The 15,770-nt window shown below is 74.2% G+C and carries 11 protein-coding genes; 5 read left to right on the top strand and 6 right to left on the bottom strand.

Going from position 1 to position 15,770, the window contains the following annotated elements:
* The first annotated feature begins 93 nt into the window (after nucleotides 1-93).
* Nucleotides 94-2,397, top strand: a complete 2,304-nt coding sequence (locus ABEB09_RS32050) for a hypothetical protein (RefSeq protein WP_345693414.1) — start codon at nucleotides 94-96, stop codon at nucleotides 2,395-2,397.
* 219 nt (nucleotides 2,398-2,616) lie between these two features.
* Nucleotides 2,617-3,480 carry a carbonic anhydrase gene (locus ABEB09_RS32055; protein WP_345693415.1) on the top strand — a complete coding sequence of 288 codons (864 nt, stop codon included), beginning with the start codon at nucleotides 2,617-2,619 and terminating at the stop codon, nucleotides 3,478-3,480.
* A gap of 127 nt (nucleotides 3,481-3,607) precedes the next feature.
* On the opposite strand, the gene ABEB09_RS32060 is transcribed toward ABEB09_RS32055, so the two are convergent.
* The 5 genes from ABEB09_RS32060 to ABEB09_RS32080 all read right to left on the bottom strand — a co-directional run bounded on the left by ABEB09_RS32060 (nucleotide 3,608) and on the right by ABEB09_RS32080 (nucleotide 7,578).
* On the bottom strand, nucleotides 3,608-5,086 hold the full coding sequence (locus tag ABEB09_RS32060; protein ID WP_345693416.1) for a SulP family inorganic anion transporter: 1,479 nt from the start codon (nucleotides 5,084-5,086) through the stop codon (nucleotides 3,608-3,610).
* A 14-nt stretch (nucleotides 5,087-5,100) separates the two neighbouring features.
* Nucleotides 5,101-5,682, bottom strand: coding sequence for a carbonic anhydrase (locus ABEB09_RS32065; protein WP_345693417.1), 582 nt, complete (start codon nucleotides 5,680-5,682; stop codon nucleotides 5,101-5,103).
* A 73-nt stretch (nucleotides 5,683-5,755) separates the two neighbouring features.
* Nucleotides 5,756-6,184, bottom strand: coding sequence for a hypothetical protein (locus ABEB09_RS32070; RefSeq protein ID WP_345693418.1), 429 nt, complete (start codon nucleotides 6,182-6,184; stop codon nucleotides 5,756-5,758).
* 156 nt (nucleotides 6,185-6,340) lie between these two features.
* On the bottom strand, nucleotides 6,341-6,955 hold the full coding sequence (locus ABEB09_RS32075; RefSeq protein ID WP_345693419.1) for a response regulator transcription factor: 615 nt from the start codon (nucleotides 6,953-6,955) through the stop codon (nucleotides 6,341-6,343).
* Nucleotides 6,952-7,578: a helix-turn-helix transcriptional regulator gene (locus ABEB09_RS32080; protein ID WP_345693420.1), complete on the bottom strand. Its 627-nt coding sequence runs from the start codon at nucleotides 7,576-7,578 to the stop codon at nucleotides 6,952-6,954. The genes ABEB09_RS32075 and ABEB09_RS32080 overlap by 4 nt, the downstream gene beginning before the upstream one ends.
* A gap of 361 nt (nucleotides 7,579-7,939) precedes the next feature.
* Here ABEB09_RS32080 and ABEB09_RS32085 point away from each other — a divergent pair, with 361 nt between their 5' ends.
* From ABEB09_RS32085 to ABEB09_RS32095, 3 genes are all read left to right on the top strand, one after another.
* The gene (locus ABEB09_RS32085; protein ID WP_345693421.1) at nucleotides 7,940-11,125 is read left to right on the top strand and encodes a type 2 lanthipeptide synthetase LanM family protein; all 3,186 of its coding nucleotides are present in this window, start codon (nucleotides 7,940-7,942) and stop codon (nucleotides 11,123-11,125) included.
* Nucleotides 11,126-11,200: 75 nt separating this feature from the next.
* On the top strand, nucleotides 11,201-11,455 hold the full coding sequence (locus tag ABEB09_RS32090; protein WP_345693422.1) for a hypothetical protein: 255 nt from the start codon (nucleotides 11,201-11,203) through the stop codon (nucleotides 11,453-11,455).
* Nucleotides 11,456-11,530: 75 nt separating this feature from the next.
* A complete protein-coding gene (locus tag ABEB09_RS32095) occupies nucleotides 11,531-14,440 on the top strand; it encodes a helix-turn-helix transcriptional regulator (RefSeq protein WP_345693423.1) in 2,910 nt (969 codons plus the stop codon).
* 54 nt (nucleotides 14,441-14,494) lie between these two features.
* On the opposite strand, the gene ABEB09_RS32100 is transcribed toward ABEB09_RS32095, so the two are convergent.
* Nucleotides 14,495-15,748 carry an MFS transporter gene (locus ABEB09_RS32100; protein ID WP_345693424.1) on the bottom strand — a complete coding sequence of 418 codons (1,254 nt, stop codon included), beginning with the start codon at nucleotides 15,746-15,748 and terminating at the stop codon, nucleotides 14,495-14,497.
* Nucleotides 15,749-15,770: the final 22 nt, after the last annotated feature.

Consider the following 15,770-nt stretch of genomic DNA (forward strand, 5'->3'; position numbering starts at 1 on the left):
CAGCCGTGGCAGGTTGCGCCCTGAGCAGGGCCGGGCCGCGCCGGAGGGGCTCCACGTCCACGTGCGGCGCGCGCACGAGACGGAGGGGACGACATGGCGTCATCCATCGGGCGCATGCGGCTGCGGGCGCCGGCGGTGCTGGCGCTGGTGCTGGCGGTGCTGCTGGGCACCGCCGCGCCGGGCACGGCCGACGACCAGCGACCGCCCGGCGCGGCGGACGGGATCGACCTGTCGCGGCGGTTCGACAACCCGCTCCTGAGCCCGCCGCTCCTGCCCGTGTCCGAGCTGCGCGTGGCCATGAGCCTCGAACTGCCCAAGGGGGACGAGGAGGAGGCGTTCGACCCGGACCGCAACGGCGCCGTCGAACTGATCAACCCGCTCGCCCTGACCCATGAGCAGATCATGAAGCTCCTCCACGAGACGACCACCATCAGCCTGTCCGGCGACAAGGCCTGGAGGACGTCGATCGTCACCGTCGCGTCGGTGGAGGACTACCTCAACCGCAGGACGCTCCGCAGCCTGGACCGCGCGCGGGTGGAGCGCCTCGTCGCCGTCAGCGCCCTGAACATCCCGGGCAGGAGGCACTCCGAGGGCGTCATCGAGGACGTCCTGAAGAAGTACGCCATCGGTCCGCGGGCGAAACTCCTCGGGGCGTCCGAACGCCAGCAGTGCCGGAAGTGCGCCGCTCTCTACCCCAAGGGCACACCGACCGTGTACGCCCGGAAGTACGACCTGTCCGTCAAGGAACTCGCCATGGAGAGCCGGGCGATCGCCCAGGCGCGCCAGGAGACGGCGGGCAAGAGCCCGGAACAACAGCGCAAGGCCGTCGAGAAGGCGGCCCGCCCGTACAAGGACCTGAGGGAGGCGCGCAACGCCGATGCCATGAAGCAGCTGGAACTGGACCTCGAAGGGGTGAAGCGGGCGGCGCGCACGACGCGGGGCGACGTACTGGGCAGCCTTGCCACCACCTTCGCCGTTCCCAGGGTGACGTGCCCGCCGTCGAAGAAGCCGGCGCCGAGGGCGCTGGGCGCCCCGGCGCCCCACACGCTCGCGTACGCGGCGGCGGTCAAGGCCGGCGACCCGTGCGACCAGGGACGGCCCTTAGCCGACCGGCCCGCCACCACGGGCCTCGGCAAGGCGCTCAGCGCCCCCGGCACGGCCCCCGGCGGCATCGACTTCTCCACCATGGAACTCCGCTACCTCGCGGACCCCGGCGACGGCGGCGGACTGCGGTACGCGTTCAGCGCCGGCCGCGACCCCATGAAGGGCGACGCCCGCACCGCCACCGGTCTGAAGGCGGCCGACCAGACGTCCGACGCCTTCTTCGTCTGGCTCTCGCTCGACCCGGGCTCCTTCTGGGTCAACCTCAATCCGAACGAGCCGGACCGCATCGTCGACAGCCGGCTGGGCCGTACGGACGCCGGGCGCATCATGCTCCAGGCCGACCTGCGCATGAAGAAGACCGTCGGACAACTGGTCCACCCGCGAACGGCGCTGGGCCGGAGGTTCTGGGACGGCATCGCCGGCAACTGCCTGTCGTTCCGTACCTGGATCGTCTCCGCGCCGGCCTCGGTGTACGCGGACGGTGACCGGCTCCACATCCTCGACGCGCCCCTCGACGTCCAGATGGAGACCCAGTACCTGGAGAAACGAGGCGAGTCGAAAGCCGCCTCCTGCCCGCAGCAGGACAAGGCCACCGAGGACCACAACGAGGGCCTGTTCCGCGGCCTGATCCTGCCCAGGCTGAAGCACGCCATCAACACCGCGCCCGCATACGCCGAACTGCGCCGCGTCCATCTCGCACGCGTGGCCGCCGAGTGGTACCGCGAGCTGAGCCACACCAAGGACACCGCGTACGGAGACCTCGTCGACAAGGGCGACATCACCGACTGGCGGACGGAGACCGGCTGGAAGCCGCGGGACACCTTCGACGCCTACGTCGACTCCTACAAGAAGGGCGAGTTCGAAGTCACCGACAGGACCAGGAAGGGCGACACCGTCCACGTCCGCACCTACACGTACGGCGGCGTCGACCTCACCAGGATCCCGTTGCGCAAGCTCACGCCCGACCGCTTCACGGCCGAACACGCCGGCCTCGCCAGGTCCGTCGACCGCTCGCTGACCGCACCCTCGGCCGCCACGCCCGACGACCCGGTCTGGCTCGGCGCGACCACGCCGGGCCGGTCGACGGACGGGGCACGGACCCCGGCTCCGCCGTCGCGGGAACAGCCGCCGCAGGCGCGGCAGCCCGCGGCGGGCTCCGCGTCCGTGCCGCTGCGGCTGCTCCCTCTCCTCCTCGTGCCCCTGGGCCTGGCCGTGTTCCTGTGGTGGCGCCGGCGCGGACCTCGGCCGATGCCCGCCCGGACCGTGAGGTACCGGGACCCGTGGGGGCCGTGACGCGGGTGGCCGATCGGGTGGGTCGAGGCTCTTTTGTCCGTCCTCACCGCCCAAGAAGCGACGTGTGATGGTTGAGCTTTAAACTAGCTTTACCTTGTTTTGCTCTCTCATGTTCCTTGCTTGTCTCCGTGCTGGTCGATGGCGTCGAACAGTGGAGCCCGGCACCCAGCGGGTGGCCGCATCCCACGATCAGACGACCTCACCGAGGTGGAAACAAGCATGTCCTCCCACGTCATACGCCGGGCCGCGATGGCCGGCGTCGCCATTCTCACCGTTCTCACCGTCACGTCCTGCTCCGGCGGTGGCGGTACGGAGATGAAGGGCGCGCCGGCCGCGGCCGCCTCGCCGCACGCCGACGGAAAGGCCCAGGGTGCCGAGAAGGGCGAGAAGAAGGCGGGTGCCCACTGGGGGTACGAGGGGGCGGAAGGTCCCGCGAACTGGGCCACCCTCGCCGAGGACTTCGAGGCGTGCGAGGCCGGGCGCGAGCAGTCGCCGATCGACCTGGACGACGCCGAGGCCGCCGGGGCCCCGGTCGACAAGGCCGTCACCATCGACTACAGACCCGTCACCGCGGAACTGGTGAACAACGGCCACACCGTCCAGGCCAACGTCTCCGCCGGCAGCAGGATCGTCATCGACGGCATCGCCTACGACCTCAAGCAGTTCCACTTCCACCTCCCGAGCGAGCACACCGAGGAGGGCAGGCACACCGCCATGGAGCTGCACTTCGTGCACGCCGACAAGGACGGCAGGCTCGCCGTGGTCGGCGTGCTGATGGACGAGAAGCCCGGGGCGTCCGCCTTCGCGGACCTCTTCAAGGAGCTGCCGGCCGCGGAGGGCGCCACGGCGAAGATCACCAAGGCCTTCGACCTGACCGCCTTCCTGCCCGGTGACCGCGACCAGTACCGGTACGAGGGCTCGCTGACGACCCCGCCCTGCACCGAGGGCGTCAAGTGGACCGTCCTCAAGGACCCGGTCCGCGTCGCCCCGGACCAAGTGGCCGCGTACAAGGCGCTGTTCCCGAAGAGCAACCGGCCGACCCAGCCGCTGAACGAGCGCAAGCTCACCGTCGTGGACCAGTAGGCCGGTGTTTCCCCGGGTCGGTGCCGGTCTTTGGGGTGGCCGGCGCCGGCCTCGGGGCGTCGGTGCTCGGGGGCTGAGCGCCGTGCCCCCGCGCGGGGCCCGGGGCGAACCCCGGGCCCCGCGGTGTTCAGACCGTGGCGTGGCCGCTGTCCGCGGCCGTCACCTTCACCCGGTCGACACTGGTCGCGCCGTGGCGTTCGGCCCAGTTCTCCAGGGCCGTACGGCAGGCGTGGTCCAGGTGGTGGAGTCCGGAGAGGTCCAGCTCCACCGGACGGTCCCGGGGCAGGGACTCCAGGGTGTCGAGGATCTTCGGCAGACGCAGGAACGTCGCGTTCCCCGACAGGTGGGCCTGGACGGGCCCGGCGCCCTTGTCGACGACGGCCAGCCTGATGTGCGACGCGTCCCAAGCGGCCTTCGCGACGGACAGGCCGAGACCGATCAGAACGCCCTCGAACATGTTCACCGCCACGATCGCCACGGCCGTCACCCCGAGGATCAGGGCCTCCCCGCGGTGCTCCCGCCACAGGGAGACGACGCCCCGGAAGGGAATCAGCTTCCAGCCCGCGTGGACGAGGATGCCGGCGAGCGCCGCCAGCGGTATCAGCCCCAGCGTCGCCGGCAGCAGCGTCGCGAACAGCAGCAGCCACACGCCGTGCAGCACACGGGACGCCTTCGTCCGGGCACCCGCCTGCACATTGGCCGAACTGCGCACGATCACCGCGGTCATCGGCAGCGCGCCCAGCAGCCCGCACACGGTGTTGCCCGCGCCCTGTGCCACCAGCTCCTTGTCGTAATCGGTGCGCGGCCCCTCGTGCAGCCGGTCCACGGCCGCCGCGCTGAACAGCGACTCGGCCGAGGCGATCAGCGCGAACGCCACGACGGTCCCGAGCAGGGCGATGTCGCCCAGCGCGCCGAAGGCGCCCGGGCCGGGCGGCTGGACGGCGTCCAGCAGCCCGTTCACCTCGACGGTCGCCACCGGCAGCCGGAACACCTGGGTCACCACCGTGGCCAGCACCACCGCGGCGAGCGCTCCCGGGACCGTACGGACCCGCCGCGGCAGGTGCTTCCACAGCACCAGCACGGCTGTCGTGCCCGCGCCGACCGCGACCGAGGCCAGGGCCGCCGTGCTGCCCGCCACCTCCGCGACCGCGCCGGGCAGGCCCGCGATCTTGGCCAGGCCGGAGGCCGGGGCCTCCACGCCCGCGGCCGCGTACAGCTGGCCGGCGATGATGACGAGGCCGATGCCCGCGAGCATGCCCTCGACGACCGACACGGAGATCGCCCGGAACCAGCGCCCCCACTTCAGGACGCCCATGGCGACCTGCAGCAGCCCGGCCAGCAGCACGATGACGCCGAGGGCGGGCAGTCCGAACTCCCGGACGGCCTCCAGGACCAGCACCGTCAGACCGGCGGCGGGCCCGGACACCTGGAGGCTGCTGCCGCGCATGAGGCCGGTGACGACACCGCCCACGATGCCGGTCACCAGGCCCAGTTCGGCCGGGACGCCGGAGGCGACGGCGACGCCCAGACACAGGGGGAGGGCGACGAGGAACACGACGAGCGATGCGGCGAAGTCCTGTCGCACATGGGGGAATCGGGCCAGCACGGTGTTCGACCGCCTCACAGGGACTCGAAGGTGTCGGTGGCGGCCCGGTGCTCCCGTACGGCCCCCGTGTGGACCTCGTAGTACCAGCCGCGCAGGTTGATACGGCCGTCCCCGAGCCGTTGTTCAATGCACGGATACGAGCGCAGCCGCAGCAGCTGGGCCAGCACGTGGTGCTGGACGGCCTCCGCCACGGCAGGGTCGCCCGGCTGCCTCGTGGCGGGCTCGGGCGCGGCGTGCGCCAGCCAGTCCCGTACGGCGGGGACGGCGCTCAGGTCCTCGCCGCGGACCAGCGCGCCGACGGCACCGCAGTGGGAGTGGCCGCACACCACGACGTCCCGCACGCCGAGGACCTCCACGGCGTACTCGATGGTGGCGGCCTCGCCGGTGGGGCGGCCCTCGCCGTACGGGGGAACGATGTTGCCCGCGGTGCGCAGCTCGAAGAGCTGACCGGGGCGGGCGCCCGTGATCAGGGCCGGGACGACCCGGGAGTCGGAGCAGGTGATGAACAGGACCTCGGGCGACTGGCCCTCGGCGAGCTTGGCGAACTCCTCAGGGCGCTGTCCGAACGTACGGGCGTTGTCGATGAGGGGTTGCATAGGTGATTCCTCCTGGCGCGCCCTGACGGCGCGTCGGACCGATGAGAACAGAGCCGGGCGTGTACAGCCCCGCTCAGCAGCGGAAGACCTGGAGGGCGGCCGGGGTGTGGGCCGTGTCGGGTCTCGCCGGCCGGGATGACGAGGGGCCGGATCCGGCCCCCGGACGCGTCCCGGCCTGACCCGTCGCGCATGACGGGCGGGCCGCAGCGGGGGAGAGGGGCGCGCGGGCACCGGCGCGGTGCCGGTCGCGTCCGCGCGGCGCGCCGCTGACGGTCCCGGGCGGGTCGCACTCCCGCGACCCGGCGGTCTCGTGCTGCGCGGCGGCGCCCACGGCCTTGACGAACGGCACCTCGGCCCCGGCGTGGGGGCCCTGGGGCAGGGCCTGTGCCGGGGAGGCGGCGAGGACGAGCAATTGGGCCACGACCAGGGACAGGACGATCAGCGGAAGGAGGACGGCCAGGACGACCGGCGAGGCCGTCCTGAACCGCTGTGGTGCGCGCACGCGTCCCTCCCTCCCGAAGCCCATGGGCCCGACTTCACCAATGCAAGTTAAAAGCCGGGTCAATGAATGGTAATGCCGGCCGGTGGGACCTGCCCGTGAAGACACGGTGAACGGAGGGACTTCTCGACGGGAAAGCGCCGAAAGTTGGCGCAAAACCTAGATGAGGCTCCAGCGGACCGCGCAGGCCACGGCCTGGGCGCGGTTACGGGCCTGCAGACGGCCCATCAGCTCGTACACGGTGTTCTTCACCGTGTGCGGCGAGCACGACAGGGTGCGCGCGATCACCGCGTTGCCGTGCCCCTCGGCCATCAGGGCCAGTACCGAGTGCTGGCGTGGAGTCAGCTGCGGCGCCTCCGTCGCGGTCGCACCCCCGAGCAGCTGCACCAGCGCCGAGTACGGCACGCGGCTGTCGCCGTGCCAGGCGCTGTGCACACCGGCCATCAGCTGCGCGGGCGTCAGGTCCGACGAGCGGAGGATCGCCCGCACGCCGGCCCGCAGCGCGCCGCGGAGCCCGGCCGGTGACACGGTGTCACATACCGCGAGGAGCCGGTCCTCCGAGCCGGGGCACAGGGCCACGGCCTCCTCCACGGTCGCCGTGACGGCCACCGTGACCGTGCCGGCACCGGCGGTCGGCTCGATGCCCGCCTGGCGCAGCATCGCCGTCACCCGTCCGGCCGCCGGAGCCGTATGCGCGCGGGCACCGGCCGCCGGCACCACACGGACCCGCACTCCCGCCGCGGCCTCGGCGGGCGCCGCCCCGGGCGCCGTCACAGCAGCCCCGTCCGCAGCGCGTAGGCCACGGCGTGCGCCCGGTTGCGCAGCCGGAACCGCCGGGTGATGTCGTGCACGACGGCCGTCACCGTACGGGGCGAGTAGCACAGGCGCCGGGCGATCTCGTTCGTCTCGTGGCCGTCGGCGACCAGGCGCAGCACCGACCGCTCCCGGTCGTCCAGGCTCGCCCCCGCCCACGCCGGCGAGGCCCCGCCGGCGTCCGCACCACCGGCCTCCGAGTGCTTGAGCAGCCGGTCCAGCAGCCCGGGCGGCAGCGTGCAGTCGCCGCGAGCGGCCGCCAGCGCCGCACGGGTGAGCCGTGCGGCGTCCGCCTCGCCGCGGCGCAGCAGACCGCGTGCCCCCGCCGCCAGGGCGTGCAGGGCGTCCGCGGGGGCCAGCCGGCTGGCCACGAGCACCACTTCGGGCTGCGACGGGGCCTCACGGACCGACCGCAGGACGTCCAGCTCCGACGGGGACACCTGGTCGACGGTCATCACGACGACCCGCGGCTCACCCGCCGCCGTGGTGAGGGCGATCTCCGGACACGTCGACAGAGTGCTCCTGATACCGGCCTCCAGCACCGGGTCCAGTGCGACGACGCTGACGAGTACGGGTTCTCCCACCGAGTCCTCCAAGAATGCGACGTGGTTGCTGCACTGGTCCCAGACTCCGGCCGGAACCCACGCCGTACATCGGGCTCCCGCCCCCACATTTCCGGCCGCTTCCCCCGGCCGGGACGGGCGGACGGGGAGGAGGTGGTGCGGACACCGTGCCGACTCCGGGACGCGGGGCGCGGTGATCCGTAGGGGGAGCGGAGCCCGCGCGTACGACGGCCCCGCCCCCGCGCCGCCCCCGCCCGTACGGCGGCCGTTCCCCGGGGCCGTACGGCGCCGCCCCACGCCCCGTACGCCTGGGGGAGCGGCCGCAGAATATGGGGGAGCGGCCCCCATGTGCCCGCGGCCGGGCTCTGGGAGCTTCGTTGCCGTGACTGACACCGCCCTCGCCCGAGAAGCGCAGCTCGGCCCCCTGCCGCCCGCCTGGTGGGCCCCCGGCCTCACCCTGCGGGAGCGGCTGGCCGCGCCGGACGCGCCCGCTCCGGTCGCTGCGCCGGGCGCGGAAGCGGTGGTGCCGTGGGCCCTCGGGGACGCCGCGGGCTTCGCCGGCCGCCTGTCCGCTCTGGGGGTCGGCGAGGACCTGGCGCTCGGGCTCGCCGCGGAACCGGCCGCCCGCCTGGCGGCGCGTACCGCCGAGCCGGAGTGGGCCCGGTTCGTCGCGGGGGCGCTGACGGCCCACCAGCGCGCGGCGGGCGAGGACGACACGGTCCGCTCCGAAGGACCTGAAGAGCCCCGAGGACCTGAAGGCCCCGAAGGGCCCGCCGTGTTCCTGCCGGTGCTGCGTCCTCTCGTCGCCTCCGCCTGGACCCTGGCGGCCGCGCGGCTCCGGACGGCCCCGGGCGACACCGCCGTCGCCCGGGCGGCGTTCACCGAACTGCTGGGCGGCCGGCTGGCCCGCCAGGCGGCCCGGACCCTCGTCACGGAGCTGCACCACGCCCGTACCGCGGGCCGGTTGCGGGGGGAGACCCCGCAGGACAGGTTCGCCGCGTTCCTGGACGGCCTGCGCGCGCCCGGCGCGCTGGCCGGACTGTTCGTCCGCTACCCCGTCCTGGCCCGCATGCTGGGCGAGACCTGCCTCCACACCGTGGAGGCCACGGTCGAGCTGCTGTCGCGCTACGCCGACGACCGTCCGGCCATCGTGGCGCGGCTGTGCGACGGGGCCGACCCCGGCCCGCTCGTCCGGATCGACCTCGAAGCGGGCGACGCGCACCAGGGCAGCCGGTCGGTCGCCCTCCTCCGCTTCGCCACGGGACACACGGTCGTCTACAAGCCCCGCCCCCTGGACCAGCACGTCCTGCTGGACCGGGCCGTGGACTGGCTCAACGGAAAGGCGCCCGGCCTCGGGCTGCGCACCCCGCGCTCGGTGCGCCGGGCCGACCACGGCTGGATGGAGTTCATCGAGCACCGCTGGTGCCGCGACGCCCTCGAACTGGACCGCTTCTACCGCCGCCAAGGCGCGCTGCTCGCCCTGCTGTACGCGCTGGACGCCGTGGACATGCACTACGAGAACGTCATCGCGTGCGGCGACCAGCCCCTGCTCGTGGACGCCGAGACCCTGCTGCACGCCGACCTGCCGCAGGCGGCGACGGCGGGCCCCGACCCGGCGGCCGAGGCCCTGCGGGTGTCCGTGCACCGCACCTGCCTGCTGCCCAGCCTGCTGATCGGCGACAACGGCGCCCTCGACATCTCCGGACTCGGCGGCTCCGACGGAGAGGCGTACCCCAGCGACGGCATGCGGTGGGAGGACTCCGGGACGGACGGGATGCGCATGGTGCGCGGCCCGGTCCGGAGCACCGCCGGCCGCAACCGGCCCCACCCGGACGGCCGCCCGGCCCGGCACGCCGACCACCGCGCGGCCCTCCTGGAGGGATTCAGGACCGGCTACGACACGATCACCGCACACCGCGACGAATTCCTCGGCGGGCTCCTCGACCACTGGGCCGCCGGCCGGGGCAGGCTCATCGCCCGCTCCACCCGCCTCTACGCCACGCTCCTGGAGGAGTCCACGCACCCCGGCGTCCTGGGGGACGCCCTCGCACGGGAGTCGGTGTTCTCCGTGCTGTGGACCGAGTCCGCCCACGACCCCGCGCGCCGGCGGCTCGTCGAGCACGAGATCGCCGACCTGTGGGCCGGGGACGTGCCGCTGTTCGGCCACCGCCCGGCACGGACGGCCGTGTGGAGCGCCCAGGGCGTACGCATCGACGGCGTGCTCCCGACGCCCGCCCTGCACGCCGCACGCCGCAAGATCGTGGCGATGGGCGAGGTGGACCGCTACGACCAGGAGTGGATCGTCCACGCGACGCTGGCCGTCGGCCAGGCCAACTCCGGTACGGACGCCCCCCGTTCCGAGCTGTCGGTGCACCCCGCCGCGCCCGTGTCACCCGAGGCGTCCCGCCTGCTGACCGCGGCCTGCGGCATCGCCGACGAGATCGCGGCGCGCGCGGTGCACGGCGACGGGCGCGTCAACTGGCTGGGCCTGGAGGAGGTCACCCCAGGCCACTGGGCCGTGCTGCCGATGGGCGGCGGGCTCGCCCAGGGCTACTGCGGCGTCGCCCTCTTCCTCGCCGAGGCCGGCGCGCTCGCCGGCGCCCAGCGCTACACCGACCTCGCCCGGCAGGCCGTACGCCCGCTGCCGGACCTGCTGGCCGCGCTGGCCGGCGACCCGGCTCTGGGCGCCGCCGCGGGGCCGGGCGCGCTGCACGGACTCGGCGGCATCGTGTACGCCGTCGCCAGGCTGGCCCCGCTGCTCGACGGCGCGTCGCACGCCCACCTGGCCACGGCCCTGGACGCCCTCGACCGCGCCACCGGCCTCGTCGACCACCCGCCGGCCGACCTCGCCGACGGCCTCGCCGGAGCGCTGGCGGCCACACTCGCCGCCGACCGCACCGGCGCGGCGCCCGGCGCCGCCGCACTGGCCGACCGGCTCGCGGACCGGCTCCTCCGGCTGGCGCCCGAGCCCTCCGGGGAGCCCGGCTTCGCCCACGGCGACGCCGGTGTCGGCTGGGCCCTGCTGCGGTACGCGGCGACGCTGCCCGCGGCGCCGCACCCGTCCGGCGCCCGGCGGCCGGCCCCGGAGCCGTACGCCGCCGCCGGAGCGGCGCTGCTGAGGTCCGCCCTCGCGGCGGCCGGGGACCCGGGACGGTCCGGCCCCGGCTGGTACGCGGGCCTGTCCGGCACCGCCCTGGCCGCCGCGGACGCGCTGCCGCTCGCCGGCATCCCGCCCGCGGACGCGGAGGCCGACCGGTGGGTGCGGCTCCTCGACGACGCCGGCTGGGCGGACGACATGAGTCCGCGCCATGGCGCCCTCGGCTCCATGGAGCTGCTGGCCCTGCTCGCCGACCGGGGGCACGACCGGGCCCGGGACGCGCTGACGCGCCGAACCGGCGAAGTACTCGGCGGCATCGATCAGTACGGCCACCGCTGCGGCACCCCCGGCCACGTCCCCTCACCCGGCCTGCTGACCGGCCTGGCCGGCATCGGCCACCAACTGCTCAGGCTCGCCTTCCCGGACGAGGTCCCCTCCGTCCTGCTGCTCGACACACACCGGCACGGCTGACGCACGACCGGCCGCGCGACGCACCCCGCACCTCGGCTCCTCCCTTCATCCGTTACGAGAAAGGTGACCACCGCCATGCAGAACACGCCCGCCACCGCCTCGTCCGCCGCCACCACCACCTCCGCCGTCACGTCCGCCTCGTCCACCTCGTCCGCCGAGGAGACCACCGCCTCCCGCGCCGGCGACCCCGCCGGCGGCATCACCCTCTCCGGCCGCAACAGAGCCTGCGCCCGCGCCCGTGCCCTGTCCGGCATGGTGCTCACGAGCGGGATCGTCATCACCCTCAGCTCCTTCGACACCAGCGTCTCCCTGCCGAACGTGCACGGCTGACGCCGGCATCGGCCCACGCCGGGGGTTTTCCCCACCCGTTGACCGGTTCGCAGCGGTGAGCACTAGCATGCGCTCATGCGTTCACATGTTCCACACATCGTCGGACGTGACCCTCAATTACGGGAACTGTCACGTGCGTTGAGCGACGCGTGCGCACAGCGCGGGCGAGGCGTGTTCCTGGTCGGCGAGGCGGGCATCGGCAAGACCCGGCTCGCCGCCGAAGCGGTCGGCCTGGCCGTCGACAGCGGGATGCGCGTACTGCGGGGCCGGTCCACCACCACCGGCCCCGCCGTCCCGTTCCGGCCGCTGACCGAGGCCCTGATGTCGCTGTTCCGCGGCGGCGAACCCCTGGACGACCTGCCCCTCGGCCCCTACCGGCCGGTCCTCGGGCGGCTCATCCCCGACTGGGGCGGTGACGTCCAGGGCGGCAGCTCCATGATCGTCCTCGGCGAGGCGGTGCTCCGGCTGCTCATCGCCACCGGAAGGGACCGCGGCACCCTGCTGCTCCTGGAGGACCTGCACGACGCCGACCCGGAGACGCTGGCCGTGGTCGAGTACCTGGTGGACAACCTCGACCAGGCCCCCGTCGTGCTGCTGGCCACCATCCGCACCGAGCCGTGCGACGCCCTCGACCTGGCCGAATCGGCCCGCTGGCGGCGCGTGGGCACCACCCTCGACCTCGCGTCCCTGACGCGCGCCGAGGTGGTCGCCCTCGTCGCCTCACAGCTGGGCACCGACGTCGAACGCGTCCCCGCGGCCGCCCTGGAGCGGCTCTGGGAGGACAGCGCGGGCAGCCCCCTCCTCGTGGAGGAACGGCTCCAATCGATGATCAGCAGCGGGTACCTCGTCAACGGGGACGACGGCTGGGAGGTCGTCGGCGACCTCCGCGGCGATGTGTCCTCCTCCATGGCCAAGGGCCTCCTCCAGAGGATCGACCGGCTCGGCCCCCAGGGCCGGAACCTCTTCTCGGCGGCCGCCGTGATCGGCCGCCGCTTCCCGCTCACCGTGCTCCAGGACGTCACCGGGGTCGACGACCGGGAACTCCTCAGCCACCTCCACGCCGGAGTCGCCTCCCGGCTCGTCGTCCCCGACGAGCCCGCCCCCGACTGGTACGCCTTCCGCCACCCGCTCACCGTCGAGGCGCTGTTCACCCAGCTCACCCCCGGCAGGCGCGCCGAGCTGGCGGGCCGCGCGGCGGCAGCGGTCCAGGCGCTCCACCCGGAGCTGGAGGGCGACTGGTGCCAGCTCGCCGCCGGGCTGCGCTCCGAGGAGGGCGACGTGACCGAGGCCGGCCGCCTCTTCGCGGAGGCCGGTCGGCGCGCCCTCGCCGCCGGTGCGATCAGCTCGGCGGTCACCCTGCTGTCCCGCGCCGAGCGGCTCCTCGCCGACAGCGGCGACGCCACGCGCCGCGCGGAAGTCCTGGAGACCCTGCTGCCGGCGCTCGCCGAGACCGGCGACTTCGCCCGTGCCTTCAGCCTCGCCCGCGAACTGAACGCCCTCGCCGGGACCGACCTCACCGTCCCCCGCCTCGCCGCCCTGCACACCCGGCTCGCCAAGGTCGCCCACACCGCGGGCCGGTGGGAGGACGGCAACCGCGCCATCGCCCAGGCCCGCGCGCTGCTGCGGCGCAGCCCCGACGAACGGGCCACCGCCCTCGTCGACGTCGCCGCCGCCTACCTGGCGCTCGACACCCCCGGCCCCGACTGCACCCAGCAGGCCGAGAAACTGGCCAGGTCCGCCCTCCAGGCCGCCGAACGCCACGGACTGCCCTCCGCCGTCTGCCAGGCCTGGGAACTGCTCGCCACCCTCGCCCGGGAGCGCGACTTCGACGAGTCCACCGCCCTGCTGGAGTCCGCGCTGCTCACCGCCGAACAGCACCGCCTGCCCGTCCAGCGGATGTACGCGCTCACCCGCATCGGCGGCAACAACTGGCTCACCGACGGCAGCACCGCCCCGCTGCTCGCCGCCCGCGAGGAGGCGCTGCGGGTCGGCTCCGCCACCATCGTCCACACCGTCGACGGCATCCTCGTCCTCGACGCCGTCCTGCGCGGCGACTTCGAAACCGCCCGGCGCTCCGGCGACGAATGCCTCGCCGTGGTCCAGCGGCTCCGCCTCGCCCCCGCCAGCCGCTACGTGCTGATGGCCCAGGCCACGCTCGCCGCCCACCGCGGCGACCGGCCCGCCATGGAGCGGGCGCTGGAGGCGTTCGCCGAGTGGGACGGCGCCGGCGCGCAGGAGGAGCCCCTGACGCTCGGCCTCGCCCGTGCCTTCTGCGCCCTCATGGAGGAGGACCGGCCCGGCGCCGTACGGGCGCTGCACGACGTCGCCGCACTGGAGCACGCCAACCCCAGCACGTACTACCTGAGCGGCCGGTACGGCATCGGCGTGCTGCTCGACGTGCTGTCCGGGGACGCCGGACGGGCCGTCCAGGAGGAGATCGCCGCGACCGCCCCGGGCCGCATGCGGTGGAACCGGCAGTTCGTGCTGTTCGCCGACGCGGTGCTGCTCGGCCGGGAGGGCCGTACCGCGGAGGCCGCCGCTGCCGCCGCCGAGGCGCTGCGCGTCGCCGAACCGTACCCCACCGCCCTCCACCTCGGACTGCGGCTGCTGTCCGAGGAGGCCCACGAGCGCGGCTGGGGTGAGCCCGTCGCCTGGCTCCGCCGCGCCGAACACCACTTCCACCAGGCCTCCGTCCCCGCCGTCACCAACGCCTGCCGCGCCGCCCTGCGCCGCCTCGGCGCCCCCGTCCACCAGCACCGCACCGGCAGCAGCCGCATCCCCGAGGCACTGCGCGCCCTGGGCATCACGGTCCGCGAGTACGAGGTGTTCCAGCTGCTCCCGGAGCGGCTCGGCAACAAGGAGATCGCCGACCGCCTCTACATCTCGCCCCGCACGGTCGAGAAGCACATCGCCAGCCTCGGCACGAAGACCGGCCGGACCAACCGGGCGGCGCTGTGCGACTTCTCCGTCTCCTTCACGCCCTGAGCGCCCCGGCCGTACGGCCCCGCGACGGCCGTACGGTCGGGGCACGCGGTCCCGTCAGCGCATCTCCCGCACCGTCCGCGACGCGAGCACCCCCAGCGCCGTCCCGGTCAGGATCACCGCCGTCAGCGCGAACATCGGCCCCGTGCCGGACCGGGCCAGCGCCCCGCACACGATCAGCGACAGGGGGGCGACGGCGTAGCCGAGGACCATGTCCACCGAGATCACCCGACTCAGCACCGAACCGTCGATGTTGCGCTGGATCCAGCTGACGCCGAACACGCCCTGGAAACCGATGCCGAAGCCCATCACCAGGACCGTACCGAGCGCCGCAGCCGTGCTCCCGACGACACCGAGCACGCCCATGCCGAGGGCCAGCCAGCCGGCCAGCGCCGCGATCAGCAGCCCGACGCGCGGCCGCCCCCCGACCATCCCGCCCACCAACGCGCCCAGCATGGCCCCGCCCGCCAGGGCCCCGTTCAGGAGCCCCAGCGTGGTCGAACCGCCCTCCAGGTCGACTTTCGCGAGGGTGGCGAAGCCCACGGTGAACGGCCCCGCGTGACAGAACGTCACCGCCGTGTCCACGACCAGCACGGTACGGATCCGCGGGTCCTCCCACGCGTACCGCAGCCCTTCCCGGATCCGGGCCACGAGCGAGTCACCGGCAGCGGGAGCGGGAGCGACCACCGCGTCCTCCGGGGCGGTCGGCAGCGGCCTGATGCTCGCCACGCACAGCCCGCACAGCGCGAAGCACACGCCGTCCACGAGGAACGCCACCGGCGCGTCGGTCACCGCCACCACCAGACCGCCCACCGCCGGCCCGAGCACCGCCGACACCTTGGCGCCCACCCCCAGCAGCGCGTTGGCGGGCGCCAGCTCCTCCTTGCCGACCACCGTCGGCAGGATGGACGCCCGAGCCGGCTGGAAGAACGCGTCCACCGCGCCGAACAGCGCGGCGGCCACGCACAGCATCCATACCGTCAGCGCACCCGCCAGGCCCAGGAAACCGACCGACACCATCAGGGCGGCCCGCGCCCAGCTCGAGAACGCCATCAGCCTCCGGCTCGACCACTTGTCGCTGAGCGACCCGCCGACCAGCGTCAGCACCGCACGCGGCACGGCCTGGAAGGCCAGCACGTAGCCGAGGCTCAGCGCGGAACCCGTGAGGCCCAAGGTGATCCAGGAGAACGCGATGTAGCTGAAGCCGTCACCGAGCAGGGACAGGGACTGGCCCGTCCAGAGCAGCCGGAACGACCGCTGCCGGGCGGGGGACCAGAGACGGGCCCCCGCGCTCGTCAGAGTGTTCGCCATGTCGAACCCTTCGTCGCGGCCG

It is taken from the genome of Streptomyces coeruleoprunus (assembly GCF_039542925.1).
In the GTDB taxonomy this organism is placed as follows: Bacteria; Actinomycetota; Actinomycetes; order Streptomycetales; family Streptomycetaceae; genus Streptomyces; species Streptomyces coeruleoprunus.